Here is a 24,023-nt window from a genome sequence, read left to right on the forward strand (position 1 = left end):
GGCCCTTTCTCCTCATCTTCCTCGCGACGTATTTCGCCGCAAGACGGAATTGGCACCTTCCCCACCGTGACCTCGCGGCCGGCAGGAGGGTTGCCGGGACTTCGACGGGCCGTTCCCTCAGTCCCTCTGGATGAGCGCTATGGCACCGGACCATGGATCCGGGCGTTTATTCGCGGACCGACCCCGACATGCGAGGGTCATCCGCGTTGTTCAAGACTGTAACCGAAGCACTGGACGGTTGAGATAGTCGTCCGAACCGCGAGATGGATCACATACAGGGAGTATCGACCGTGCTGGAAGAGGTGGAACGCTGGCTGACCAGGCGTTCCTGGTCAGCTGCCGACCGCCCGCTCGACCGGCTCACCGCCGCGCGGGCGAGGGATCCGCACCGCTCGCGTGTGAGCGTCGTCCTGCCCGCGCTGAACGAGGAGGCGACGGTCGGCGCGATCGTCGCGGAGATCCGCCGCGAGCTGATGGAGGAGGTCCGGCTCGTCGACGAGCTGGTGGTGATCGACTCCGGATCCACCGACGGGACCGCCCAGGAGGCCCGCCGGGCCGGCGCCCGGGTCGTGCACCGGGACGCGATACTCCCGAGGGTCCCCGCCCTCCCCGGCAAGGGCGAGGTGCTGTGGCGATCGCTGCTGGTCACCGACGGAGACATCGTGTGCTTCGTCGACGCCGACCTCAAGGAGTTCTCGGCGGACTTCGTCTCCGGAATCGTCGGCCCCCTGCTGACCGACCCCTCCGTGCAGTTCGTCAAGGCCATGTACGACCGGCCGCTGGGCGAGACCGCCGGCCAGGGCGGCCGGGTGACCGAACTCGTGGCCCGCCCGCTGCTCAACCTGCACTGGCCGCTGCTGGCGGGCTTCGTCCAGCCGCTGGGAGGCGAGTACGCGGTGCGGCGCTCCCTGCTCGAGCGGCTTCCCTTCCCGGTCGGTTACGGGGTGGAGCTGGGCCTGCTCGTCGACGCGCTGCACACGGTCGGCCTGGACGCGCTGGCACAGGTCGACGTCGGCGTGCGCAGGCACCGCCACCAGGACGGCCAGGCCCTCGGCCGGATGGCGGCCACGATCTACCGCACGGCCCAGCTGAGGCTCTCCAGGGGGTCGCTCGTACGGCCCGAGATCACCCAGTTCGAGCGGGGCCCCGACGGCTTCGTCCCCCGCACCCACCCGGTGGACACCGAGGAGCGGCCGCCGATGCGGGAGATCGCGGAGTACGCGTCACGGAGTGCGGCGTAACGGTTCCTTACACCCGTCTCCGCACGCGCTTCACGTTTGGCGGCTTCCCGAACGGGCTAGGTTCGGGTACATGGTCTCCGAGCACGCTGCCCAGGTCCTCGTCGCGTCCAACCGCGGCCCGGTGTCGTACGCACTGCGGGAGGACGGCACGCTCGACTCGAAACGCGGCGGGGGCGGGCTGGTCTCCGGCCTCAGCGCCGTCGACGACAAGCTGTGGGTGTGCGCCGCCCTGAGCGACGGTGACCGCGAGGCGGTCCGGCGCGGGGTGTCCGAGCCCGGCGTCCGGATGCTCGACATCGACGCCGGCGTCCACGCCGACGCGTACAACGGCATCGCCAACTCGGTGCTCTGGTTCGTCCACCACATGATCTACCAGACACCGGTGGAGCCCGTCTTCGACGCGGAGTTCCGCCGGCAGTGGGCCTCCTACGAGGCGTACAACCGGGCCTTCGCCCAGGCCCTCGCCGAGGAGGCGGGCGAGGGCGCCGCCGTCCTGGTGCAGGACTACCACCTCTCGCTGGTCCCCGGCATACTGCGCGAGCTGCGCCCCGACCTGCGGATCGGGCACTTCTCGCACACCCCCTGGGCGCCCGTCGACTACTTCCGGCTGCTGCCCGACGACATCGGCGAACAGCTGCTCAAGGGCATCCTGGGTGCCGACCGCGCCGCCTTCCTGACCCGCCGCTGGGCGGACGCCTTCATCGGCTGCTGCACGGAGATCCTCGGCGGCACCGGCCACACCCGCATCGGGGTGCACGGACTGGGCGCCGACGCGGACTTCCTGCGCCGCCGCTCCCGCGAGGCGGACGTGGACGAACGCATGGAGGTCCTGCGGGAGCAGGTGGGCGCGGACCGGCGCACGATCGTGCGGGTGGACCGCACGGAGCTCTCCAAGAACATCGTCCGAGGGCTGCACGCCTACCGGGCGCTGCTGGAGGAGCGCCCCGAGTGGCGGGAACGCGTGGTGCACATCGCCTTCGCCTACCCCTCGCGGCAGGACCTCGCGGTCTACCGCGACTACACGGCGGAGGTCCAGCGGGTCGCCGACACGGTCAACGCGGACTTCGGCACGGAGGGCTGGACCCCTGTCCTGCTCCAGGTCGACGACGACTTCGCCCGATCCCTGGCGGCGTACCGGCTGGCGGACGTGGCCCTGGTCAACCCGATCCGCGACGGCATGAACCTGGTCGCCAAGGAGGTCCCGGTCGTCTCGGACCACGGCTGCGCGCTCGTGCTCTCCCGGGAGGCCGGGGCGTACGAGGAGTTGGGCGAGGACGCGATCGTGGTCAACCCGTACGACGTGTCGGCCACGGCGACCGCACTGCACGACGCGCTCACGATGGACCCCGACGAGCGCGGCGCCCGCTCGAAGCGGCTGGCCACCGCCGCGACGGCGCTGCCGCCGCAGCAGTGGTTCCTGGACCAGCTTGACGCGTTGCGGAATTGAGAACCGGGAGAGCTGTCCCCGGTGCGCGTCCCGCGACCTTCCGCTCACGACTCGTCAGACGCCGCCCGCGCCGCCTGCTCCGGCCGCCTCCTTCCCGCGCTCCGCCTGATCGCTCTCGTCGTGCTGCGAGGCGTTGACCGAGAAGGCGGGGTCGTCCCACATGTCCGGCGGAGACGGATTGCTCGGTAGCGGACCGATGTCGCCGCTGTGCCCCAGAGGGCCGGTACACAGAGCGAAGGGCCCGGTACGAGGGTCCATGAGGACGCCCAGGTGTGGATCCGCGTGGTGCAGCCACCAGTTGGACATGCCGAGGGACGCGTCAGTCCTGAGGTACTCGAAAGCGCGCCACAGCGCCGTGATCCTCACGATCGCTTCGGGGTGCAGCCACCAGTCGGCGCACCAGGCGAGCGTTCCCGCGCCGACGGGCCGGCACAGGATCTGAGCCAGGTACTCGTCGTAGAACACGGCCACCGAATCGAACACGAACGCCCCGTCGGCCGTCTCTTCGCCCGTCGGGCCGCCTTCCGTGTCATCGCCACGCTGCATCGACTCGTCCTGCTGTTCCGCCATCGGTCATGCCTCCTGCAATCGCTTCCATGGGCCGGTCAGGCCTCCGCCAGACCGAATCGTCGTCGCACATCAAAGGCTTCGGACCTGCGCCCGCAGGCCTCCAGGAGCAGCACCCATCGCCTCGCCGCGTCCAGAAGGGTGGTACGCGGCGGTGACGCTGATCCCTGGGCGAGTTGTCGGTATATCTCCGTGGCTTCACGTGCCGGAGGCAGTCCGCGCAAGAGGTGGGGCATACCACCGGCCACGTACTCCAGGCGGGCCAGCTCGTACAGATGTGACGCCAGCCGTTCCTGTGCCTCGGGCGTCCGGCCGACCTCCGTACGCAGGAGTTCCACAGCTCGCCGCCTGGGCGGGATCGGGTCATCTCCCAGAGAAAGGAATGCCATCAGCCCTGAGACCAGCGCGAGAGCCTCGGCGTAATCCCACGTCATCTGGTCGGGGGCCTCTCGCCATCGCCGTCCGTACACCTCCACCGACTCCACCGCCGTGTCCAGTGCCTCCTGCGTGCGGCCGAGGTCGCTGAGGAACCGCGCCTTGTCGAACAGAGTCCTGGCCATATCCCGCTCATGCACGGCGGCGTGGAGCGCCACGAGTTCACGCCGGACGACGAGCTCCTTCTCGGCCGCCTCGAGCGCCTCCTGCAACCGCCCGGCCTGTTCGAGAAACCACGTCTGGGTGCCGAGATCATCGCCCAGCCTCCGACCATGAGCCGCCGGGTTGTCGGCATGCAGTTCCCTGCTGAATGAAACCGCCTCGGCTATGGCACCGAAGGCTGCCTCGCGACGCTCCATTCTCCACAGCGTGAGGGCCCTGTTGCGGTACAGCAGACGCAGATCGACCTTGCGCCTGATGGGAGCGGCGACGTCCACACGGTCATAGAGTTCGCGCGCCTCGAAGGAGGTCTCGAGGCTCTCCTCGTCCGGCTGACTCGCCGCCAGGTTCACCAGACAGTGCGCGAGGTCGGCGTTGTACGTGTCCGGGTTGTCGGCGGCCAGACGCCGCCGCAGGGCGACCGCCTCTTCCGAAGCCGCCTTCGTCTTCTGGAGGGCCATGCCGGCGCGCCAGTAGTGCCAGGACATCCTGTTCAGTGTGCGAGCGAGAGATGCCGTATAGGCGTCCGGGTTCTCGCCGGCCAGCCTGCGCTCGATGGCCAGCGCCTCCTCCGCGGTGGCCTGTCCTTCCTCCAACGCCCCCAAGTCGGTCTGGCAGACCGCCAACGTGCGTAACGACTCCGCGTAGGACGCCAAGTACGACGCGTCCTGCTCGGCCAGCCTGCGGCGGATCGCGACCGACTCCCGCGCTGCGTCCCCTGCCTCCGCCCACCGAGTGATGTCGTCCAAGCTGAAGGCGAGTGAGTTCAGCGCTTTGGCCAATGCTTCCCGTGCGGTACCGGGGCCGCTCCGTTCCAGCTTCCGGCACAGCGCGACCGCCTCCTCCACCAGTGCGAGGGATGCGCGCCCCTGGCCGGCCTCCCATTGCTGGCTCGACAGCTGTATCAGTCCGTCGACCAGTAGCCGCTCGTACTCCTCCGGGTGAGTGGCGGCCTGTCTGCGGCAGATGGCCAGCGCCTCTTCGGCTGCGTCCAGCGCTCCGCGCCAGTCCCCCAGCCCGCCCACGCGCCGGGCACGCTCCATCAACGACCAGGCCAGCCCGTCCTCGCCGTCCTCCGCTCCGGCCGTCCCGCGGTAGCGGTCCACCAGCCGCCCGGTCAGGGAGCCGGCGAACCGGGCCAGTGCGCTGGACGACTGCGGGAGCGCCGCCGCGCCCGCTCTCAGCACGTCGGTGTCGAACAGTTGCCGGTCCAGCAGCACACCGAGCTGTTGCAGGACCGCGTCACGGAGCCGCGCGCGGCCCGCGTTGGCGTGCGCCACGACAGAACGGGTCAGCACCGTCATCGCCTGCACCTGCTGGGCCGGCCCCGCTCCGAGCATGAGCGCGGGAAGCAGGCCGGGAACCTCGATCGCGGTGGTCGAAGCCTGGTACTCAGCCACCCGGTCGGGCTGCAGGGAGCCCCAGAACGCGTCATGGGCCGCTGGATAGAGCCGCCCTACGAACTCGGCCACCTGCCAATGCTGCGCCGCGCCCATGCCTGGGACGCGGCTCGCCACCGCCATCGCCTCCTCCTCGTCGGCAGCGCCGCACAGAGTGGCGGCCGCGACGACTCGGCGCATCAGGGGAAGCGGCAGCTTCAGGTCTCCGTCGGCTCGGAGCGTACGCTCCCAGTAGCGCTCCTCATGGCGCAGCAGAGTCGCCTCGACCGCCTCCCCGGGAACGGCCTCCAGCGGCGCGGGACCCGCCTGGAGCAAGGCGACCAGCGCTTCCATCTGCACGTTGAGCGCGGTCGCGTATCTGCGGCCGGACATGTCGGCGGGGGCGGGCATTCCGCCGGCGAGGGCCGCCCAGCCGTACCCCTGGTAGTCCTCCGTCTGCGCGAGCCTGTTCGCTATCCCGTGCAGTGCCGCCTCGAAGGCAGCCCGGCGGTCTGCCGATGACACGTCCAGCGGGCCGAGTTCGGTGGTCGGTGCGAGGGCGAGGATCTCGTGCGCGACGTGCCCCGCCTCGTACGGGTCGAGCTGCCACCCGCCGGAGGAGCGGGCCACCAGCAGGAGCCGTACGGTGTGCCCGGCCTTCGCCACATCGCGCAGCCGATCGATGAGGTGGCGGATCCAGCGCGGCCGGGTCTCCGCGTAATCGACGACGAGCAGCAGGTTCCGTGCGCAAGCCCCGAAGGCCCGCAGACTCTCGTCCGTGACCGACGAGAGGCCGTTGCCGTACCAGGCCTCGTCACCGAGATCCGCGCGCAGAAGACCGCTCACCCAGCTATGTTCCCGCCGGACGGCACCTACCACCTGCCGGGCCATCCGGCTCTTGCCCTGGCCACCGGGACCGGTCAGCACCCGGACCGCGAGATTCCCACCACGGACCTGTGGCGACTGCCCGACGCACCAGTCGAGCAACTGCCGAATCTCGCTCCCCCGCCCGCGGAACGGCGCGGCTTCGACATCGGCGCGCAGCAGCATCGCCGGCGAGCGCACGTTCCGCTCCGGTGCGGCAGGGTCCAGCAGCGACGTCAGTTCGGCAGGTTCGGCGACCGGCTCGTGACCACCGGAGGCGGCGCTCAGGGCCACACGGAAACTCTCGTCCTTCAGGAGCTCGCCGGCGCGGGTGGCGGTCAGCCGAGCGCCCGCCGTGGCCCTCCGGTCCCGCCGGACCACGCCCAGCAGAAGGTCTCCGCTGAAGACAGGAGCTCCCGACATGCCCGCCCACCCCGGCCCCTCCCCGGCGGGCACCGGATCGTTGCTCAGCAGTTCCCAGTGGCGGGCCGAACGACCGGTGGCCGGGCTGATCCGCCCGTCGAGGTGTTCCTCCGCCCGGAAGCGTCCCCGGGAGCCGCCGGGTGCCCAGGTGATGTGCTGACTGCGCGGATAGCCAAAGGCCTCCACCGGATGAGCTGACGTCGTGGTGACGAGATCCCCCCACCGCTGCGGCTCGATGCCCCCCGCGCCGGGCCCGGACGATCCGGTCAGTGAGAGAAGGGCTGCGTCCACGATGTCGTCGTATCTGAGCCAGAGCAGGCGCGCCTCCCACGGACCGGGTTCGTCCGCGGTCGGAAAGAAGACGGTGAGTGAGGTCCGAAGGCCGCTCTCCGTGCGGATGAGATGTGCCGCGGTCAGCACGAGGCCGGGACCGACGAGACACCCCGTCCCGAAAGACCCGTCGGCAGCCGCGCCACCGCACGCTCGCACCTGAACCACATGGTCCAGCTTCACGGCACCCCCCGACCGGTCACCCTCGCACCCGCGCGCCGTGCTCAGCCGTCGAAGTCGCCGATCTCGAGATCGCCTCCCGAGCTCGGCCGGGGGTGCAGAGTCAGCTGTATCCGGTGTGTAGCGCTGCTCGCACGCTCCCGCTTGCCGTCCAGGCCGACCACACCGAAGCGCAGCGCGCCGCCGGCCGACCCCGTACGAGTCAGCTGCACAGCGAATTCCACGGTGACTTCGCCGACCCGGAACCGGACATCCGACCCCTGGGCTGCGGCCTGAGCCGAGGCCAGTTGGTCACGCAGCAGTCCTACGGCATCGGCCAGGTCGAGCCAGTCGCCATGCCCCGTTCCATCGTCCGCCACCACGCCCCCCAGCACAGCCCTGCTCCTGCTGTCACTTCCACCAGACAGTGCACAGGAATTACCCAAAGATTGGCACAGGCAAGCACTCGAGGGGAGGAACTCAGCCTGATTCCGGCCGACAACGCTCCGCCAGCGCCGCGAGACACTGGGCCACCGCTGCCGGACCCGGCAGCAACACATCCGCCCGCTCGGCCAGTTCGGGTACCTCGGTGCCGCTGCACACCAGCAGGCCGGGTACGCCCCGGGCGCGGAGCCTCTCCACGGCGGCGTACGCGGCGAGGTCGCCGAGGTCGTCGCCGGCGTAGAGCACCACCTCGGCGCCGGCCTCCTTCACGTACTCCTCCAGTGCCACGCCCTTGTCCATGCCCGGCGGGCGCAACTCCAGCACCAGGCGGCCCGGTTCGACGATCAGGCCGTTGCGGGCGGCGAGGGCGGACAGCGGGGCGCGCAGGGCCTCGAACACGGCCTGCGGGTCGGTTGCGCGGCGGGTGTGCACGGCGACGGCGCGGCCGCCCTTCTCCTCGATCCAGGTACCGCTGTCCGTACCGGCACCCAGCTCCTCCAGTACCGCCGGGAGCTCCGCCCGGACGGCCTCGACGCCGGGATCCGGGGCGGGGGCGCTGACGGCCCCGGTGGCGGCGTCCCAGCGTTCGGCGCCGTAGTGCCCGAGCACGACGAGGTGGTCCAGGCCGGGCGCTCCGGCGAAGCCGCCGTACCGCACCGCGGTGTCGGCCGGGCGTCCGGTGATGACGGCGACGGCGGCGACCCGGGGCGCGAGTGCGGAGAGCGCCGGGACGACGGAGGGGTGGGCGCGGGACTGCTCGGGGTCCGGGACGATGTCGGCGAGCGTGCCGTCGAAGTCCAGCGCGACGACCGCGCGGGCGGGGCGTGCGAGGAGCGCGGCGAGGCCGTCGCGGCCGGCCTGGGTGGACGGGGTCGGGAGGGGGTGTGCCGGGTTACCCATGGTCCGAGCGTATCGGTGACCGGGGGTGTCCGGCGGGGGCGCGGCGTCCGCGGCGGCCTGTTCCCGACCCTTCGAACGGACCCGGTGCTTCTGACCCGGGACGGGCGGACTCGAACACCGGCGAGGCCGGCCCCGGCGCCGGAGCCCTCGCGGCTCAGCGGCGGCCGCGCCTCGCCTCTCGGACCCGGCGCAGGCGGTTCACCGTGACCGGGTCCTCCTCCAGCGCGCGGCGGTCGTCCAGGAGCGCGTTGAGCAGCTGGTAGTAGCGGACCGGTGAGATGCCCAGCTCTTCCCGTACCGCCCGTTCCTTGGCTCCGGGACCGGGCCAGGAGCGCCGCTCCAGGGCCAGCACCGCGCGTTCCTGGACGGAGAGCGGATCAGCGGGGTCGGCGGTCATATGAACCAACCTACCTACCTGCTTCCCCGGCCCGCGCTCTCCGCCTGCCGGGCCTGGGCGGCGATCTCCACGAGCACGCTCTCAGGGTTACCGCCGGGTTCGACCGCGGAGCCGATCCTCTCCTTGATCGTCTCGCTGGCCTGCGCCCATGACGTCTTGCCGAACGGGTACAGCTGCGAGTTCGGCAGGGCGGACAGGAACTCGTGCAGCGACCTGTGCTTGCTGTCCGCCTCCATGGCGGCGGACGCGCTGCTGGTCACGGGCAGCAGGTCGTACTGGTCGGCGAAGGCCAGCACGTTGTCGTCCGTGTAGGCGAAGTCGAGGAACTTGCCTATCTCCGCCCGGTGTCCGTTCTGCTTGAAGCCCATCATCCAGTCGGCCACGCCCATCGAGCCCTGGGTGGGTCCCTCGATCCCGGGGAGCGGGACCATGCCGACCTCGACGCCCTTCTTCTCGGCCTCCTGCATCAGCGTCGGGTGGCCGTTGAGCATGCCCACCTCACCCTTGGTGAACGCGTCGAAGGCCTTCGCCCGGTCGAGCTTCCCGGGGGCGACGGGGCCGGTGAGGCCCTTGCCGACGAGGTTGCTCTTCAGCCACTGGAAGGTCGCTACGTTGGCCGGGGAGTCGATGGCGTAGTTGCCGACCTCGTCCGTGTAGCCACCGCCCCCGCTGAGCAGCCACATCAGGGTCTCGGCCTGGGACTCCTCCTGGCCGAGCGGCAGGGCGAAGGGGTAGGTCACGCCGCGCTGCTTGAGCGCGGCCGCGTCGCTCTTGATGTCGTCCCAGGTCTGCGGGGCCCCGAGGCCCGCCTTGGCGAACAGGCCCTTGTTGTAGAAGAGCAGCCGGGTGCTGGCCACGAACGGGAGACCGTACAGACCGCCGTTGGACTCGCCCGCGTCGGTGAGCGAGGGCAGGAAGTTGGAAGCGGTGCGGATGGCGATCATCTCGTCGGCGGCGTAGAGCTTGCCCGCCTCGGCGTAGTCGGCGTACGCCCCGATCTGCGCGATGTCGGGTGCCTTGCCGGCCTTCACCATCTCGGCGACCTTACGGTCGACGTCCTTCCAGGAGTAGACGCTGACCTCGACGCCGATGCCGGGGTTGGCCTTCTCGAACTTCCCGGCGACGTCGTCCCAGTACTTCTGGGAACTGTTCTCAGCACCTGTGCCGTAGTCGGCGGCGACCAGCCGCAGGGTGACGTCGCCGCCTCCCGTGTCCGAACCGCACCCCGACAGCGCCGCCGTCATACCGAGTGCGGCCACTACCGCGGTCAGACCCACAAAGCGCCGGTGCACAGCCCTGCCATCCTTCGAAATCGCCCTGCGCGGACGTCACCACTCCGACGACGGCCCGCGACCCTGCCTCACGTGCACGCGGAGGTCTAAACCACCTGTGCACCGATCCGGCAATCTAGCAGGACCGTTTTGTATGGGTGCTCAACAAACGGGGCTAGTGGACTAGACCTTTTAGGGGTCGGCGGGCGAAACTGTCTTCCGTGAGACACGTCATCGCCCTCGATGTGGGCGGCACAGGAATGAAGGCCGCTCTGGTCGGGGCCGACGGCACCCTCCTCCACGAGGCGCGCCGGGCCACCGGCAGGGAGCGCGGTGCCGAAGCCGTCGTGGAGACGATCCTCGCCTTCGCCGCGGATCTGTACGCCTACGGCGAGGAGCACCTCGGCGAGGGCGCGGTCGCCGCGGGGGTCGCCGTGCCCGGCATCGTCGACGCGGAACACGGGATCGCCGTCTACGCCGCCAACCTGGGCTGGCGTGACCTGCCCCTGCGGAAACTGGTCGGTGAACGGCTCGGCGGCATACCCGTCGCGCTCGGCCACGACGTCCGGACCGGAGGGCTCGCCGAGGGGCGGATCGGCGCCGGCCGCGGCGCGGACCGCTTCCTCTTCGTGCCCCTGGGCACCGGGATCGCCGGCGCCATCGGCATCGCGGGCACCATCGAGGCGGGAGCCCACGGCTACGCGGGCGAGATCGGCCACATCGTGGTCCGCCCCGACGGCCCGGACTGCGGCTGCGGACAGCGCGGCTGCCTGGAGACCCTCGCCTCGGCCGCCGCCGTGTCCAGGGCCTGGGCCACCGCGTCAGGCGACCCGGACGCGGACGCCGCCGACTGTGCGGAGGCGGTCGCCTCGGGCGACCCGGCGGCCCTGCGCGTGTGGCGGGACGCAGTCGACGCGCTCGCCGCCGGACTGGTCACCGCGCTCACTCTGCTGGACCCCCGCACGCTCATCATCGGTGGCGGTCTCGCCGAGGCGGGGGAAACCTTGTTCACACCACTGCGTGCGGCCGTCGAGGAACGGGTCACGTTCCAGAAGCTGCCCCACATCGTCCCGGCGGCCCTCGGGGACACCGCCGGATGCCTGGGCGCAGGGCTGCTCGCCTGGGATCTACTCTCCACGGAGGTTTCCGCCTGATGGCCGGACGCGCAGACAGCACGGTTCTCGCAGGTGCCCGCGTGGTGCTTCCCACCGGGACCGTCGAGAACGGCCGGGTGATCGTCGAGGGCACCCGGATCGCCGGCAGTACGCGGGAGGACGCCCGGACCGTCGACCTCACCGGCCACTGGGTGGTCCCCGGATTCGTGGACATCCACAACCACGGCGGCGGCGGCGCGTCCTTCGCGACCGGCACCGCCGAGGACGTACTGGCCGGGGCGCGGGCACACCGCGCACACGGCACGACGACCGTGGTCGCCTCCACCGTCACCGGCGAGATGGACTTCCTGGCCCGCCAGGCCGGCATGCTCTCCGAACTGGTCGAGCAGGGCGAGCTCGCCGGCATCCACTTCGAGGGCCCCTTCATCTCCCCGTGCCGCAAGGGCGCCCACAGCGAGGGGCTGCTCCGCGACCCCGACCCCTCCGAGGTACGCAAGCTGCTCGACGCGGCCCGGGGCAGCGCGAGGATGGTCACCCTCGCCACCGAACTCCCCGGCGGCATCGAGTCCGTACGGCTGCTCGCCGAACACGGGGTGATCGCCGCCGTCGGCCACACGGACGCGACGTACGAGCAGACCGTCGAGGCCATCGACGCGGGCGCCACCGTCGCCACGCACCTCTACAACGCGATGCCCGCCCTCGGCCACCGCGCGCCGGGGCCGATCGCCGCCCTCCTGGAGGACGAGCGGATCACGGTCGAGCTGATCAACGACGGTACGCATCTGCACCCCGCCGCCCTGCAGTTCGCCTACCACCACGCGGGCGCCGACCGGGTCGCACTGATCACGGACGCCATGGACGCGGCCGGAGCGGGCGACGGCCACTACGAGCTCGGCCCACTCGCCGTCGAGGTCAAGGACGGCGTCGCGCGCCTGGTGGAGGGCGGCTCGATCGCCGGCTCCACCCTCACCCTGGACACCGCGTTCCGCCGGGCCGTGACCCTCGACAGGATTCCCGTCGACGACGTCGTCCGGTCCATCTCGGCCAACCCTGCCCGGCTCCTCGGTCTGTACGACAGGGTCGGCTCGCTCGACCCGGGCAAGGACGCCGACCTGGTGGTCCTGGACGCGGACTTCGCCCTCAGGGGCGTCATGCGCCGCGGCGAGTGGATCGTCGAACCCCGCATCGGGTGACGGTGCGCCACCGTCCGGCATCCCGCACAACACGTAACGAAGAGACGGCGGTTGTCCCGCACACCTGGGACGGCCGCCGCCTCTTTGGCATGATCGCCAGGTCAGCGCCGTAGAGAGCGGCGCGGGGGAACGGACGACCAAGGAACCGGGGGCCGGTGCAGGTGATACTGACCGTCACGCTGAACACCGCACTCGACCTGACCTACGCCGTCCCCGCGCTCGTCCCGCACTCCAGCCACCGCGTCGGCGACGTCACCGAACGCCCCGGCGGCAAAGGCCTCAACGTCGCCCGGGTGCTGTCCGCACTGGGGCACGACACGGTGGTCACCGGCTTCGCCGGCGGCGCCACCGGCGCAGTCCTGCGCGACCTGCTCGGCGCCCTCCCCCACGGACCCGACGACGCGCTGGTCCCGGTCGCGGGGAACACCCGCCGCACCATCGCCGTCGTCGACGGCTCCACCGGGGACACCACCCAGCTCAACGAACCCGGCCCGCACATCGGCAGCGACGAGTGGACGGCCTTCCTGCGGACCTACGGGGAGCTGCTCCCGGGAGCCGAAGCCGTAGCCCTCTGCGGCAGCCTGCCGCCGGGCATACACGTCGGCGCGTACGCGGACCTGATCCGGCTCGCCCGGGCCGCGGGCGTACCCACCCTCCTGGACACCGGCGGCGAACCGCTGCGCCGCGGCATCGCCGCCCGCCCCGACCTCGTCAAGCCGAACGCCCACGAGCTCGCCCAGCTCACCGGCGCCCGGGAACCCCTGCGCGCCACCCGCGACGCCCGCCGCCGGGGTGCGCGCAGCGTCGTCACGTCACTCGGCCCGGACGGGCTCCTCGCTGTCACCCCCGACGGCATCTGGCGAGCCGCACCACCGTCCGCCGTGCGGGGCAACCCCACGGGCGCGGGCGACTCCGCCGTGGCCGGACTCCTGTCCGCGCTCGCCGAGGGGCTGGGCTGGCAGGACCGGCTGACGCGCGCGGTCGCCCTCTCGACGGCGACCGTACTGGCCCCGGCGGCCGGCGAGTTCGACCCCGCCGCCTACGAGGACCTGCTGACCCGCGTCACCGTCGAACAGCACGCGGCGGCCGCCTGAGACCCGGTCCGGAAAACACGTCGTCCCGGCTCGCTCGCGGCGATGACCGGGACGACGGTGGTACGGGATGCCGGACCGCGACGGCGCAGGGCTAGCCCTTGGTCTGACCCGACTTCAGCGACAGCTGGTCGAGGTTGGCGTCGCACGAGTCGCCCTCGTTGCACGACAGCATCAGCTTGTTCGACCCCTTCTCGAGCTGGACGTACGCGTACGTCCTCGTCCAGCCCTTCTCCAGGTCGCCCTCCGCGGCGTGCGCGAAGTTCTCCATGTTGATCGACCGGGGGTCGCCGTCGTTGACCGTGAGCGACGTCTTGGCGTCCTTGCCCGGCACGCCGTACGTCACGAAGAGCGTGTACGGACCGCTCTCCGGCACATCGACCGTCCAGGTGGCCGACCGGCCGACCTCGTTGAGGCTGATGTACTGGCCGTTGGCGCTCTTGGCACCCTTGACCGTGTTGTCCAGGGAAGCCGTGCCACCGAGCGTCAGCGTCGCCGCGTCCTGCTCGGGCAGGTCGACGGGCTCGTCGGACGGCTTCGTGGACTTCTCCGGCTTCGGGGAATCCTCGACCTCGTCGGCCGGACCCGCCGACGAACCGGCGTCGTTCTTCTTGGTGTCGCTGTCCTCGCCCGTCATCAGCGCCGCACCGATCCCGATGAGCACCACCGCGACCACGGCGACGGCCGCGATCAGCAGCGCCTTCGTGTTCGGGCCGCCACGGCCGGGGCCGGCGTTCCTGCCGCCACCGCCGCCGTGCGGAACCGCTCCGTGCTGCGCGGTGACCGCGCCACCGGGGTAGGTCTCCGGCGCCGCGTACTGCGGGTTCGGCCCGCCGTACTGCTGGGGCTGCTGGCCGTACTGCGGCGGGACCTGCCCGTACTGGCGCTCACCGACCGTCCGCACCTGGTTGTACGACGTTCTGGGCACGCCGGGCTGCGCCGCCGGACCCGGGTAGCCGTAACCACCCTGCCCGGGCGGCTGTGCGCCCGCCGCCCGGCCGTCCTCGTACAGATAGCCGAACGGATCGTCGTCCTCGGGTTTGCTCGCGCCGTTGTTCCCGGCCGTCATCCCTGGGTCACTCCTCACCATTTCGCCAGCCGTCGCCGACCGGCCGAGCCTACCCCGAACGGAGCAAGCGTCGAATTGCCCTCGGTCCCCCGGAAAACCGGGCGGTGCACGGGGACAGCCAGGGCGTGAACGTCAGCCGGCTCTACGGTGAACCTTCGATCGGGACCGCTTCTCCACGTACATCCGCTGGTCGGCGGAGTGCAGGACCTCTTCCTCGGTCATGCCGCACTCGGCCCAGCCGATACCGAAACTCGCCCCGACCCTGACTGCCCGGCCGTCCACCCGGATGGGCGGAATGATGGCGTTACGCAAGCGTACGGCCAGATCTGCGGCATCTGCCGCCCCGAGGCCGTCCGCGAGGACGACGAATTCGTCACCCCCGAGCCGCGCGACGGTGTCACCGTCCCGTACGCAGGTGGTGAGGCGACGGGCGACCTCGATGAGAACCGCGTCACCCGCGTGGTGTCCGAAGCGGTCGTTGATGGACTTGAAGCCGTCGAGGTCGCAGAAGAGGACGGCGAGCCCCTTGGTCCCGTCGTCCCGCTCGGGGTCGGGCGCCACGACGTGCACGTGGTGGTCGTAGGGGCCGACGCCCGGCGCGACCTCCCCCTCGTAGCCGTCCGCCCGGTAACCGTGCACCGCGCTCTCGATGTCGCCGTAAGCGGCGTCCAGCGCCTCGATCGCGGACGAGGTGACCGAGTGAGGCCTCTCACACAGCCGCGCACCGAGCCTGGAGCGCAGTTCGGCGCTGTTGGGCAGACCGGTGAGGGCGTCGTGCGAGGCGCGGTGGGCGAGGTGCAGCTCGTTGCGCTTGCGCTCCTCGATGTCCTCGACGTGCGTGAGCAGGAAGCGCGGGCCGTCGGTGGTGTCGGCGACGACGGAGTTGCGCAGCGAGACCCAGAGATAGGTGCCGTCCCTGCGCCCGAGCCGCAGCTCGGCCCGCCCGCCCTCGGCGGACGTACGGAGCAGGGTGCCTATGTCCTCGGGATGGACGAGGTCGGCGAAGGAGTAGCGGCGCAGGACGGACGCGGGGCGGCCCATGAGCCGGCAGAGCGCGTCGTTGGTGCGCAGCAGCCTGCCGTGCTGGTCACCGCCCATCTCGGCGATGGCCATCCCACTGGGGGCGTACTCGAACGCCTGGCGGAAGGATTCCTCGCTGGCCCGGAGTGCCTGCTGCTCGCGCTCGAGCCTGACCAGGGCGCGTTGCATGTTTGCTCGCAGCCTGGCGTTACTGATCGCAATGGCCGCCTGGGAGGCGTACATCTGGAGGGCCTCACGGCCCCAGGCGCCGGGGCGGCGGCCGTTGCGCGGCCTGTCGACCGAGATGACCCCCAGGAGGTCCAGACCTCCGCCGGAGGCGTACATGGGGGCGTAGAGGCGGTCCAGGGGGTGCCACTCGTCCTCGAAACGGGGCTCCGGCCCCTCCGTGTGCCACTGCGGAACGTCGTCGTCGAGGAGCACCCAGCCCTCGGTGTGGGGTATGAACCGGAGCTCGTCCCAGGCCTCGCCCATCGACAGCCTGCGCTCCCAGGAGTCGCGGGACCCGACACGGCCGGTGATCAGGGATTCCGCCGCGCTGTTGCCGGCGAAGGCGGCGACGACGAGATCACCGTCGGGGCGGACGAGGTTCACGCAGCCCAGCTCGTAACCGAGGCCGGTGACGATGCCGTCGGCCACGGACTGCAGCGTGTCCGCCAGGCTGCGCGCCGTGTTGAGATCAGCGACGGCCTGGTGCAACTGCCGCATCGTCGCAAGACGGACGTACGGCTCCGACTCGGCCTCCATCGCTCGCACTCCCTGAGACCTCGACAGCAACTCCAGGCTTCATATCGACGTACTTATCGCAGTGTCACGGCCACTGAATCACACTGAGCTGTAGGCCCGGTACACAGGGTCAACAAATATTGCTCTCTGTGACTCAAGTCACAGGAATTGGTAAGGGTTGCCTATGCGCCTGCTGGGAGCAGCCGTCGTTCCCGAACGCACATCGTCCCGGAGTCCTAGGACCTTGCTGGTCCCTCGGTCCGATGCGGTGGCCCGTCCGGCGGCACTAGCGTGCCTGTGTGCCGCAGAAGACCTCCTCCGCCCCGCGCCCGCAAGCCGTCCCCCATGCTGAAGGGGTGACCGACGACGAATTCCGCGCCGCCCTCTCCCGCCTGGCCGCAGGCGTGGTGCTGATCACCGCCCAGGAGCCGCCGCTCGACGAGCACGGCCGGGGCGAGGACGTCGGGATGACGGCGACCGCCTTCATGTCGGTCTCGCTGGACCCGCCCCTCGTCATGGTGAGCCTGCGCAACGACTCGCGGATGGACGACCTGCTCGCCGAGCAGCCCCTGTGGGCGGTGTCGGTACTCACGGAGAGCCAGCGGCACATCGCCGGACGGTTCGCCATGAAGGGCCGGATCAGCGATCGGCTGCTGTTCGAGGACATCCCGTACATACGGGGTGAGATCGCGGGAGCACCCCTGGTGGGCGGGGCACTGGCCACCCTCGAGTGCCGCACGGAGCAGCGCGTCCTCGCCGGTGACCACACGCTGGTGATCGGCCGGGTACTGACGGCGTCGCTGCCGAGCGCGGACGGCGAGCCCCTGGCCTACTTCAAGGGCCGCTACCGCCAGCTGGGCTGACCGGCACGGCGGCCCCGGACCGGGCGCCTCCTACCAGTCGCGGCCGGAGCGCCCGCGCTTCGTGTCGCCCCGCTGCTTCTTCTCGCGCAGCCGGCGCTCGTTGATCCCGCGCGGGATCTTCTTCTTGAGGCGCGGCCTGGGCGGCGGCGCCGTGGCCTCCGCCAGGAGCGCGGCGAGCCGCACGGCGGCCGTCTCCCGGTTGCGCCACTGGGAGCGGTGCTCCGAGGCGCGCACGGACACGACCCCGCCCACCAGGCGGCTCGCGAGGCGTTCGAGCGCGCGGTCCTTCCAGACCTCGGGGAGCGCCTGGGTGGCCGCGAGATCGAAGCGGAGCTCCACCTGTGAGTCGCTGGTGTTGACGTGCTGCCCGCCGGGCCCCGAGGACCGCGAGAAACGCCACATGAGTTCGGCCTCCGGCAGGGAGACCGAACCGCGGATGACATAGGGCCCGGACATGACACCCATGTTCCCCGGAGTGCGACCCGCCCGTCACCTTGTTTTGCGAGCGTTCGGCCAGAAGTTCGGCAAAGAAAGTAAAGCGAGCAGGAACCTCGTGGTCTCTTGTCTGCGTTAGGACGGGTGACGGTAGCTTCGTGATGGCACGAAGCCCGCACACGACGAGGAAAGGGACTTCCCATGGCTGTAAGCCTGTCCAAGGGCGGCAACGTCTCGCTCACCAAGGAGGCCCCGGGCCTGACCGCCGTCACGGTCGGCCTCGGCTGGGACGTCCGCACCACCACCGGCACCGACTTCGACCTCGACGCCTCGGCGATCGCGGTCAACACCGCCGGCAAGGTCTACTCCGACGGCCACTTCGTCTTCTTCAACAACAAGGCGACGCCGGACCAGACCATCGTCCACACCGGTGACAACGTCACGGGCCAGGGCGAGGGCGACGACGAGCAGATCAACGTCAACCTCGCGGGCCTCCCGGCGGACATCGACAAGATCGTCTTCCCGGTCTCCATCTACGACGCCGAGGCCCGCAGCCAGAACTTCGGCCAGGTGCGGAACGCCTTCATCCGCATCATCAACCAGGCCGGCGGCACGGAGATCGCCCGCTACGACCTGAGCGAGGACGCCGCGACCGAGACCGCCATGGTCTTCGGCGAGCTCTACCGCAACGGCGCCGAGTGGAAGTTCCGCGCGGTCGGCCAGGGTTACGCCTCGGGCCTGCGCGGCATCGCCCAGGACTTCGGCGTCAACCTCTGACGTAACGGCTTTTCACGGGAGCCCCCGTCCGACTCCGGTCGGACGGGGGCTCCCGCGCGTCCGCGTCATATAGCGGACACAAGAGCACCCCAGTCGGACAAGAACTGGTCAAAAACTTGTGTGGTAATTGTCGGCACTCCGTCAAAAGTGTTCATTCGGTGGCACGCTCTCGGCTCGTAACCCCCCACAGGTACGAGCAACGGAGAAGGCATGACCCCCCACATGAACACCCGTCGCGCCGCCGCCCTGACCGCAGTTGCCGCGATGGTCGTCGTCGGCGTACAGACGGGTACAGCCTCGGCCGGCTCCAACACCACGAGCGACGGCGCCTCTTCCGCCCGCACCACCGCCGGAGCCACCACCCTCGGCGTGAACACGGCGGGCCAGCGAGGCGTCGCCCTCCGGACCGCGCAGGCCGACGCCCCGGCGGCCGCCGAGTCCCTCGGGCTGGGCAGCCAGGAGAAACTGATCGTCCGTGATGTGATCAAGGACGCCGACGGCACCGTGCACACCCGCTACGAGCGCACCTACGCAGGGCTGCCGGTCCTCGGCGGCGACCTCGTCACGCACACCGCGGCCGACGGCAGGTCCAAGGGCGCGGACAAGGCCACCGACGCCCGCATCTCCGTCCCCTCGACGCAGCCGAAGGTGAAGTCCGCGGCGAGCGCCCGCAAGGTCGTCTGGGCGGGCGACGGCAAGCCCGTCCTCGCCTTCGAGACGGTGAAGACCGGAGTGCAGAAGGACGGCACGCCCAGCAGGATGCACACCATCACGGACGCCACGACCGGCAAGAAGCTGCACAGCTTCGAGGCCGTCGAGACCGGCACCGGGAACAGCCAGTACAGCGGCGAGGTCACGCTCTCGACCACCAAGGGCGGTTCGGGCTTCGAGCTGACCGACGGCGACCGGGGCGGCCACAAGACGTACGACCTGGGCCAGGGCCAGACCGGCACCGGCGACCTCGTCACCGACGCCGACGACACCTGGGGGGACGGCACCGGCGCCGACCGCCAGACCGCGGCCGTCGACGCCCACTACGGCGCGGCGAAGACCTGGGACTTCTACAAGTCCGAGCTGGGCCGCGACGGCATAGCCGGGGACGGCAAGGCCGCTTACTCCCGCGTCCACTTCGGCACCGGCTACGTCAACGCCTTCTGGGACGACAGCTGCTTCTGCATGACCTACGGCGACGGCGCCGACGACAAGAGCGCGCTCACCGCGATCGACGTCGCGGGCCACGAGATGAGCCACGGCCTGACCGCGGCCACCGCCAACCTCGACTACGCGGGCGAGTCGGGCGGGCTCAACGAGGCGACCAGCGACATCCTCGGCTCCTCGGTCGAGTTCTTCGCCGACAACAGCACCGACGCCGGGGACTACCTCATCGGCGAGAAGATCGACATCAACGGTGACGGAACCCCGCTGCGCTACATGGACAAGCCGAGCAAGGACGGCGGTTCGGCGGACTACTGGGACGCCGGCGTCGGCGACCTCGACGTGCACTACTCGTCCGGCGTCGCCAACCACTTCTTCTACCTGCTGGCAGAGGGCAGCGGCGCCAAGACCATCGACGGCGTCGACTACGACTCCCCCACCGCCGACGGCTCCACGGTCACGGGCATCGGCCGCCAGAAGGCCTACCAGATCTGGTACAAGGCACTCTCCGTCCACATGACGTCGAGCACCGACTACGCGGGCGCCCGCGAGGCGACCGAGAAGGCGGCCACGGACCTGTTCGGGGCCGACAGCGCCGAGCTCAAGGCCGTCGACGCCGCCTGGACCGGGGTCAACGTCAAGTAACACCCGCGCATCCGGGAGCCGGTCCGCCTCTGGCGGGCCGGCTCCCGCCGTTGGGCCGGACGTCCCCGAGCTCCGTCAGGTCCGGCCCCGAGGCACTTCAGGCAGCCTCCCGGGACGCCCCGGAGGAAAGGGCCGCAGCCTCCTTCTTCCGTGGGTCCGATGTGCAGGACCGTTTCGTCGCGGCAGCCCGCACATCGCTCGGCTGCGACTGGTCTCCGGGGGCCGCCGCGCCCGCCGGACCGGTCACCGGCCGAGCGCGGCGACGCCCGCCGCGGCGAACTTCTCGTCCAGGTCGCCGCTCGGGGCCCCCGCGACGCCGATGCCCGCCACCGGAGCGCCCTTGACCCGCGCGGGTGAGCCGCCCGCCAGGAACAGCGTGCCGGGGATGTCCTTCAGGTTGGGGGCCTGCTCCAGACGCTTGACGAGCTCGGAGGTGGGCGCGTTCCAGGAGACGGCGGTGTACGCCTTCTTCACGGCCGACTCGGGGGACTGCGGGCCCGCACCGTCGCCGCGCAGGGTGACCAGGGTGTTGCCGTCACGGTCGACGACGGCCACCGAGATCCGCTGGTTCTCCTTCTTCGCGGCGTCCAGGGCGGCCTGCGCGGCCTCGGCTGCGGCGGCGACGGTCAGGTGCGTGGACTGCCGGAGATTCCGGTCGGAGGCATCGGCCTTCACCGCGGCGGCCGGCGCGGCAGCGGGGGTCGACGCGTTCGCGGACATCGCGCCGAAGGTCCCGGCACCCAGGGCGGCTACGGCGACGGCACCGGTCAGGACTCGGGTGCGGTGCGACATCTTCTTCATGGGGGTCTCCTCTGCTGGTGGCGGCGCCGTCTCGAACCGTCCGGCTTCCTGCTCTCGATCCTCCGGCCGGATCCGGGCCCGCACCGTCGGCGTACCGGCTGGAAGCCGCACCCGCACCGGCCGACGGCCCCGTCAGCCGATCGGTTGATGCGAGGCCGTCTCCGGGGGGTGACCATGAGGTGTCCGCGCAGGCCGGTGGCGCGGGGCGCGGGGCACAGCCACGATCGAGGGAGCACGGGGTACGAGGTGCGGCGGAACGGAACCGAGCCGGACACGGCACACCGGACGGGCCGGGCGGACGACCCGGACGCCCGGTGGATGGCCTTCCTCATGCACGCCGCGTTCTTCCTGCTGCTCGGCGCCTCGCTCGCGCGCTTCCTCATGCGCCACCCCGGCGAGACTCGTGCCCCCTGGATCATCGCCCTGTCGGCCGTCCTCGCCGTGCTGTACCTGCTCGGGCCGGTCCTCGGCTCCCGCCCCACCCCCCGACGACCGGCCTGGCTCGTCGTCCTCGTCGTCGTCTGGATGGTCCTGGTCGTCCTCGCACCGAGCTTCGCGTGGTGCGCCGTCCCGCTCTTCTACACGGGCCTGCGGATACTGCCGCCGCGCGCCGCCCTGGTACTCGTCGCGCTGCTCACCCTGTTCGTCGTCGCCGCACAGCTGCGGCTCGCCACCGGTTTCGATCCGAACACCGTCCTGGCGACACCCGCCGTCGCCGCCGTCGCGACCGCCGTCTTCGTCCATATGCAGCGCCAGGGCCTACGCCAGCGCGAACTCATCGACGACTTGCTGCGCACCCGGCGGGAACTCGCCGCCACCGAACGCCGGGAAGGCACCCTCGCCGAACGCCAGCGGCTGTCCATGGAGATCCACGACACCCTGGCCCAGGGCCTCTCCAGCCAGCAGATGCTGCTCCAGGCCGCCGACCGCTCCTGGGACACCGACCCGGTCGCGGCACGCCGCCACGTCCTGACGGCTACGGGCATCGCCGAGCGCAACCTCGCCGAGGCGCGCCGCTTCGTGCACGACCTCGCCCCCGCCGACCTCGCGGAGGGCGGCGGGCTGGAGGCGGCGCTGCGCGCCCTCGCCGCCCGGGAGACCGCTCAGGCCGGGGGCCGCCTCACCGTTCGCTGCCATGTGGAGGGCGTGCCGGCCGCCGCGCTGCCGGACCGGGTGCAGTCGGCGCTGCTGCGGATCGCGCAGGGTGCCCTCGCGAACATCACCGAGCACGCGGAGGCCACGGTCGCCGCGCTGACCCTGACCCACCTCGGTGACCGGGTCGCCCTCGACGTCGCCGACAACGGCCGGGGCTTCGGTCCCGACCTGACGGCACCGCGCCCGCCCGAAGACGTACGCGGCCACGGGCTGCCGGCGATGCGGGCCCGGGTCCAGCAGCTCGGCGGCACCCTGACCATCGAATCGGCGCCCGGTGAGGGCACGGTCCTGTCCGCGGCCGTACCCCTGCCCCGGACCACCCCGCCGACCCCGGAGGAACCCGCATGACGCCGCCCGTACGACCCGGACGACCCGTACGCATCCTGCTCTGCGACGACCACGCCGTCGTACGGGCCGGACTGCTCGCCCTCCTCGGAGGCGAACCCGACATCGAGGTCGTGGGCGAGGCGGGCAGCGGGGAGGAGGCCGTCGCCCTCGCCGCCAGGCTCGGCCCCGACGTCGTCCTGATGGACCTCCAGCTGGGCCCCGGCATCGACGGCGTCGAAGCCACCCGCCGGATCTCAGCCGCAGGAACCGGCACCGTCAACGTGCTCGTCCTCACGACGTACGACACCGATGCCGACATCACCCGGGCCATCGGGGCGGGGGCCACCGGCTACCTGCTGAAGGCCGAACGGCCGGAAGAGCTCTTCGCCGCGATCCACGCCGCCTCCCAGGGCCGCACCACACTCTCACCGCCGGTCGCCAGCCGCGTCATGGCCCGGATGCGCAGCCCCGGACCCACCCTGACCGAACGCGAACTCGACATCCTGGGCCAGCTTTCACAGGGCCTCGGCAACCGTGACATCGCACGAGCCCTCTTCATCAGCGAGGCCACCGTCAAGACCCACCTGGGCCGGATCTACGAGAAGCTCGGTGTGGACACCCGGGCGGGAGCGGTCTCCGTAGCCAAGGAACAACGCCTGCTCCCGTGACCCGGCCACCGGGCGAACAGGGTGCGCTCACGCGGCACTGACGGGTCACGCCCCGTGGCTGCGGCCCGGCGCGGGACGCCCCACGCGGCATGACACCATCGGACCGTGCTCGACATCGGCTACTCCCTCTCCCGGCGCTTCCCGGACCCCCCGCAGACCGACTACCGCCGCGCGGACGTCCGCGCCCTGCGGCACGACCTGTTCTCCGGGGACGTCTACCTCGCCGACACCAAGGCCGACCGGGAAGTGTCCACAGCCTGGGGATGGGTACCCGTGCTCGACTTCGCCTGGGCACTCTGCGACATCGTCGAACAGATCGACCGCGACCCCAGGGGCAACCGCTCGCACCGCCAGCAGTACGCCGAGCTCGACTTCACCGAATCGTCCGACCGCATGCTCTTCGAGCGACGCTTCGGCTGGGTGGACGTCGAGGCCGACTGGATGCCCGGCGACGAGCCCCCGCTCACCTTCAGCCACTCCCTGCTGCGCCGCGAGGCCCGCGATTTCCTGCACGACCTGATCGCCGACCTGGCCGACATGCACGAAGGCCTCGCCGACAACCCGGTCGTCTGGGACCTCCAGGCCCGGTTCCCTCGCCTCTGACGGCCCCGGAGCCCCCGACTAGGCCTCCACCCGCACCCCGATCTGCGCCGCGAACGCCGGAGCCAGCTCCATGAGCTGGGACGGGCTGATCACCGCACCCGCCAGACGCTCCACGCCCCGCGCGATGTCCAGCTCGGCGACCGTACGCAGATCGACGGACTCCATCCGCACGGCACTGAAGTCCGCGCGCTTCAGCACACAGTCCCGGAACTCCACCCGCACCAGCTGCGCCTCCCCGAAATCCGGCTCCGTGAGCTTGCTCCGCTTTGACGGACACCATTGGTGTGGTGGTCAGGCTGCGATTGCGGTCTCGTACTCGGCGGGGCTGAGGTAGCCGAGGCTGCTG

21 protein-coding genes, 1 pseudogene and 1 riboswitch are annotated in these 24,023 nt (G+C 71.1%); of the genes and pseudogenes, 11 read left to right on the top strand and 11 right to left on the bottom strand.

Features of this window, described 5'->3' with window-relative positions:
• Positions 1–9 precede the first annotated feature (9 nt).
• Positions 10–137: riboswitch (SAM riboswitch) on the bottom strand.
• Between the two features lie 153 nt (positions 138–290).
• Together ABZ441_RS21930 and ABZ441_RS21935 are read left to right on the top strand one after the other, a co-directional pair.
• Positions 291–1,241: a glucosyl-3-phosphoglycerate synthase gene (locus ABZ441_RS21930; protein WP_358976772.1), complete on the top strand. Its 951-nt coding sequence runs from the start codon at positions 291–293 to the stop codon at positions 1,239–1,241.
• Between the two features lie 70 nt (positions 1,242–1,311).
• Positions 1,312–2,688 (top strand): trehalose-6-phosphate synthase, encoded by a 1,377-nt coding sequence (locus ABZ441_RS21935; RefSeq protein ID WP_358976705.1) that lies wholly within the window; start codon positions 1,312–1,314, stop codon positions 2,686–2,688.
• Between the two features lie 54 nt (positions 2,689–2,742).
• On the opposite strand, the gene ABZ441_RS21940 is transcribed toward ABZ441_RS21935, so the two are convergent.
• The 6 genes from ABZ441_RS21940 to ABZ441_RS21965 form a co-directional block, all read right to left on the bottom strand.
• On the bottom strand, positions 2,743–3,258 hold the full coding sequence (locus tag ABZ441_RS21940; protein ID WP_358976708.1) for a DUF4913 domain-containing protein: 516 nt from the start codon (positions 3,256–3,258) through the stop codon (positions 2,743–2,745).
• A 35-nt stretch (positions 3,259–3,293) separates the two neighbouring features.
• Positions 3,294–7,028 carry a trypsin-like peptidase domain-containing protein gene (locus tag ABZ441_RS21945; protein ID WP_358976711.1) on the bottom strand — a complete coding sequence of 1,245 codons (3,735 nt, stop codon included), beginning with the start codon at positions 7,026–7,028 and terminating at the stop codon, positions 3,294–3,296.
• Between the two features lie 41 nt (positions 7,029–7,069).
• On the bottom strand, positions 7,070–7,399 hold the full coding sequence (locus tag ABZ441_RS21950; protein WP_358976714.1) for a trypco2 family protein: 330 nt from the start codon (positions 7,397–7,399) through the stop codon (positions 7,070–7,072).
• 85 nt (positions 7,400–7,484) lie between these two features.
• Positions 7,485–8,348, bottom strand: a complete 864-nt coding sequence (gene otsB / locus ABZ441_RS21955) for a trehalose-phosphatase (protein WP_358976718.1) — start codon at positions 8,346–8,348, stop codon at positions 7,485–7,487.
• Positions 8,349–8,502: 154 nt separating this feature from the next.
• Entirely contained in the window at positions 8,503–8,745 is a 243-nt protein-coding gene (locus ABZ441_RS21960) for a DUF3263 domain-containing protein (RefSeq protein WP_358976721.1), read from the bottom strand.
• A gap of 14 nt (positions 8,746–8,759) precedes the next feature.
• A complete protein-coding gene (locus ABZ441_RS21965; protein ID WP_358976775.1) occupies positions 8,760–9,989 on the bottom strand; it encodes an extracellular solute-binding protein in 1,230 nt (409 codons plus the stop codon).
• A gap of 248 nt (positions 9,990–10,237) precedes the next feature.
• On the opposite strand from ABZ441_RS21965, the gene ABZ441_RS21970 reads away from it, so the two are divergent.
• The 3 genes from ABZ441_RS21970 to ABZ441_RS21980 all read left to right on the top strand — a co-directional run bounded on the left by ABZ441_RS21970 (position 10,238) and on the right by ABZ441_RS21980 (position 13,418).
• Complete coding sequence (locus tag ABZ441_RS21970) at positions 10,238–11,170, top strand: ROK family protein (protein ID WP_358976724.1); 933 nt, start codon at positions 10,238–10,240, stop codon at positions 11,168–11,170.
• The gene (gene nagA, locus ABZ441_RS21975) at positions 11,170–12,324 is read left to right on the top strand and encodes an N-acetylglucosamine-6-phosphate deacetylase (RefSeq protein WP_358976727.1); all 1,155 of its coding nucleotides are present in this window, start codon (positions 11,170–11,172) and stop codon (positions 12,322–12,324) included. The genes ABZ441_RS21970 and nagA overlap by 1 nt, the downstream gene beginning before the upstream one ends.
• Before the next feature lie 161 nt (positions 12,325–12,485).
• Positions 12,486–13,418, top strand: a complete 933-nt coding sequence (locus ABZ441_RS21980) for a 1-phosphofructokinase family hexose kinase (protein ID WP_358976778.1) — start codon at positions 12,486–12,488, stop codon at positions 13,416–13,418.
• Between the two features lie 91 nt (positions 13,419–13,509).
• Here ABZ441_RS21980 and ABZ441_RS21985 read toward each other — a convergent pair whose 3' ends face one another.
• Together ABZ441_RS21985 and cdgB are read right to left on the bottom strand one after the other, a co-directional pair.
• Positions 13,510–14,484, bottom strand: a complete 975-nt coding sequence (locus ABZ441_RS21985; protein ID WP_358976730.1) for a carbohydrate-binding protein — start codon at positions 14,482–14,484, stop codon at positions 13,510–13,512.
• Positions 14,485–14,616: 132 nt separating this feature from the next.
• Positions 14,617–16,269, bottom strand: coding sequence for a diguanylate cyclase CdgB (gene cdgB / locus ABZ441_RS21990; protein WP_358976733.1), 1,653 nt, complete (start codon positions 16,267–16,269; stop codon positions 14,617–14,619).
• Positions 16,270–16,604: 335 nt separating this feature from the next.
• Here cdgB and ABZ441_RS21995 point away from each other — a divergent pair, with 335 nt between their 5' ends.
• Complete coding sequence (locus ABZ441_RS21995; protein WP_358976736.1) at positions 16,605–17,111, top strand: flavin reductase family protein; 507 nt, start codon at positions 16,605–16,607, stop codon at positions 17,109–17,111.
• 30 nt (positions 17,112–17,141) lie between these two features.
• Here the strand turns inward: ABZ441_RS21995 and arfB are convergent, their stop codons facing one another.
• Entirely contained in the window at positions 17,142–17,576 is a 435-nt protein-coding gene (gene arfB, locus ABZ441_RS22000) for an alternative ribosome rescue aminoacyl-tRNA hydrolase ArfB (RefSeq protein WP_358976739.1), read from the bottom strand.
• A 171-nt stretch (positions 17,577–17,747) separates the two neighbouring features.
• On the opposite strand from arfB, the gene ABZ441_RS22005 reads away from it, so the two are divergent.
• Positions 17,748–18,323 (top strand): TerD family protein, encoded by a 576-nt coding sequence (locus ABZ441_RS22005; RefSeq protein ID WP_031093417.1) that lies wholly within the window; start codon positions 17,748–17,750, stop codon positions 18,321–18,323.
• A gap of 210 nt (positions 18,324–18,533) precedes the next feature.
• On the top strand, positions 18,534–20,123 hold the full coding sequence (locus ABZ441_RS22010) for a M4 family metallopeptidase (protein WP_358976743.1): 1,590 nt from the start codon (positions 18,534–18,536) through the stop codon (positions 20,121–20,123).
• 243 nt (positions 20,124–20,366) lie between these two features.
• Here the strand turns inward: ABZ441_RS22010 and ABZ441_RS22015 are convergent, their stop codons facing one another.
• Positions 20,367–20,924 (bottom strand): heme-binding protein, encoded by a 558-nt coding sequence (locus ABZ441_RS22015; RefSeq protein WP_358976746.1) that lies wholly within the window; start codon positions 20,922–20,924, stop codon positions 20,367–20,369.
• Positions 20,925–21,098: 174 nt separating this feature from the next.
• Here ABZ441_RS22015 and ABZ441_RS22020 point away from each other — a divergent pair, with 174 nt between their 5' ends.
• The 3 genes from ABZ441_RS22020 (at position 21,099) to ABZ441_RS22030 (ending at position 23,677) form a co-directional block, all read left to right on the top strand.
• On the top strand, positions 21,099–22,427 hold the full coding sequence (locus ABZ441_RS22020; RefSeq protein WP_358976749.1) for a sensor histidine kinase: 1,329 nt from the start codon (positions 21,099–21,101) through the stop codon (positions 22,425–22,427).
• Complete coding sequence (locus tag ABZ441_RS22025) at positions 22,424–23,074, top strand: response regulator transcription factor (RefSeq protein ID WP_358976752.1); 651 nt, start codon at positions 22,424–22,426, stop codon at positions 23,072–23,074. Before ABZ441_RS22020 ends, ABZ441_RS22025 begins: the two co-directional genes overlap by 4 nt.
• A gap of 105 nt (positions 23,075–23,179) precedes the next feature.
• Complete coding sequence (locus ABZ441_RS22030) at positions 23,180–23,677, top strand: hypothetical protein (protein ID WP_031093423.1); 498 nt, start codon at positions 23,180–23,182, stop codon at positions 23,675–23,677.
• 18 nt (positions 23,678–23,695) lie between these two features.
• Here ABZ441_RS22030 and ABZ441_RS22035 read toward each other — a convergent pair.
• Positions 23,696–23,932: pseudogene (locus tag ABZ441_RS22035) on the bottom strand (pentapeptide repeat-containing protein); the annotation flags it as partial.
• Positions 23,933–24,023 lie beyond the last annotated feature (91 nt).

It is taken from the genome of Streptomyces sp. NPDC005752 (genome assembly GCF_040630715.1).
In the GTDB taxonomy this organism is placed as follows: Bacteria; Actinomycetota; Actinomycetes; order Streptomycetales; family Streptomycetaceae; genus Streptomyces.

What these genes read in the sequence shown, in the direction of transcription:
- ABZ441_RS21935 (WP_358976705.1), top strand. Translation starts at nt 1,312, where the DNA reads ATGGTCTCCGAGCACGCTGCCCAGGTCCTCGTCGCGTCCAACCGCGGC.
- ABZ441_RS21940 (WP_358976708.1), bottom strand. Translation starts at nt 3,258, where the DNA reads ATGGCGGAACAGCAGGACGAGTCGATGCAGCGTGGCGATGACACGGAA.
- otsB (WP_358976718.1), bottom strand. Translation starts at nt 8,348, where the DNA reads ATGGGTAACCCGGCACACCCCCTCCCGACCCCGTCCACCCAGGCCGGC.
- ABZ441_RS21960 (WP_358976721.1), bottom strand. Translation starts at nt 8,745, where the DNA reads ATGACCGCCGACCCCGCTGATCCGCTCTCCGTCCAGGAACGCGCGGTG.
- ABZ441_RS21965 (WP_358976775.1), bottom strand. Translation starts at nt 9,989, where the DNA reads ATGACGGCGGCGCTGTCGGGGTGCGGTTCGGACACGGGAGGCGGCGAC.
- nagA (WP_358976727.1), top strand. Translation starts at nt 11,170, where the DNA reads ATGGCCGGACGCGCAGACAGCACGGTTCTCGCAGGTGCCCGCGTGGTG.
- ABZ441_RS21985 (WP_358976730.1), bottom strand. Translation starts at nt 14,484, where the DNA reads ATGACGGCCGGGAACAACGGCGCGAGCAAACCCGAGGACGACGATCCG.
- cdgB (WP_358976733.1), bottom strand. Translation starts at nt 16,269, where the DNA reads ATGGAGGCCGAGTCGGAGCCGTACGTCCGTCTTGCGACGATGCGGCAG.
- arfB (WP_358976739.1), bottom strand. Translation starts at nt 17,576, where the DNA reads ATGGGTGTCATGTCCGGGCCCTATGTCATCCGCGGTTCGGTCTCCCTG.
- ABZ441_RS22005 (WP_031093417.1), top strand. Translation starts at nt 17,748, where the DNA reads ATGGCTGTAAGCCTGTCCAAGGGCGGCAACGTCTCGCTCACCAAGGAG.
- ABZ441_RS22010 (WP_358976743.1), top strand. Translation starts at nt 18,534, where the DNA reads ATGACCCCCCACATGAACACCCGTCGCGCCGCCGCCCTGACCGCAGTT.
- ABZ441_RS22015 (WP_358976746.1), bottom strand. Translation starts at nt 20,924, where the DNA reads ATGAAGAAGATGTCGCACCGCACCCGAGTCCTGACCGGTGCCGTCGCC.
- ABZ441_RS22020 (WP_358976749.1), top strand. Translation starts at nt 21,099, where the DNA reads ATGAGGTGTCCGCGCAGGCCGGTGGCGCGGGGCGCGGGGCACAGCCAC.
- ABZ441_RS22025 (WP_358976752.1), top strand. Translation starts at nt 22,424, where the DNA reads ATGACGCCGCCCGTACGACCCGGACGACCCGTACGCATCCTGCTCTGC.